Below are 594 nucleotides of genomic sequence, written 5' to 3' on the forward strand. Positions count from 1 at the left end.
AGTTAATTATTATACTGATTATAGCAGGTGCCTTTTTTTCTTGTAACCAAGAAGATGTCGACCCTGAATTTCTCCCATTTAATGGAAACGGGAACATAACAGCCTTTTTAAATGGTGCTAAATGGGAATCCCCGATAAAGTTTACCCTCACTGACTCTTTAGTATGCAATTCAAACAGAATAACGATTCCACAGTCATTTTATCTCAGAGGATTGGATGATACTGAATATATATGGAAACACCTTTCTATTGGTTACATTCAACCAACTTTTGAAAAGCAGTCTGCTTCATTATTGGAAAAAAATTATCTAAGGCAGAATAATGGAAATATAAAAGCTCCTCGGTATTTCACTAGTGTGTCTTTTGATGCCGGTTCATCCACATATGAATTGGACACTAGTAAAGTTGGTGATTTTCTACAATTGACTCATTATGATAGTAAAAAGAGGGAAATTTATGGGGAATTTCAACTTTCTTTTATTCTAACATATAGAGGTTCCAGTGAACCCAACGCACCTGATCGTATAGAATTTACCCAAGGAAAATTTGTAGCAAAGGCACCGGAAGACTGGTTTCAGTGGGGAAGAGAATGTG

At 35.9% G+C, this 594-nt stretch carries 1 protein-coding gene; it reads left to right on the forward strand.

Annotation, left to right across the window (positions count from 1 at the left end; all coding sequences use genetic code 11):
* Window positions 1–594, forward strand: a 594-nt coding sequence (locus tag DK188_RS21360) for a hypothetical protein (RefSeq protein ID WP_157963343.1), incomplete at both ends; no start/stop codon positions are given.

Origin of the sequence: Algoriphagus litoralis (assembly GCF_003259255.1) — a bacterium.
In the GTDB taxonomy this organism is placed as follows: Bacteria; Bacteroidota; Bacteroidia; order Cytophagales; family Cyclobacteriaceae; genus Algoriphagus; species Algoriphagus litoralis.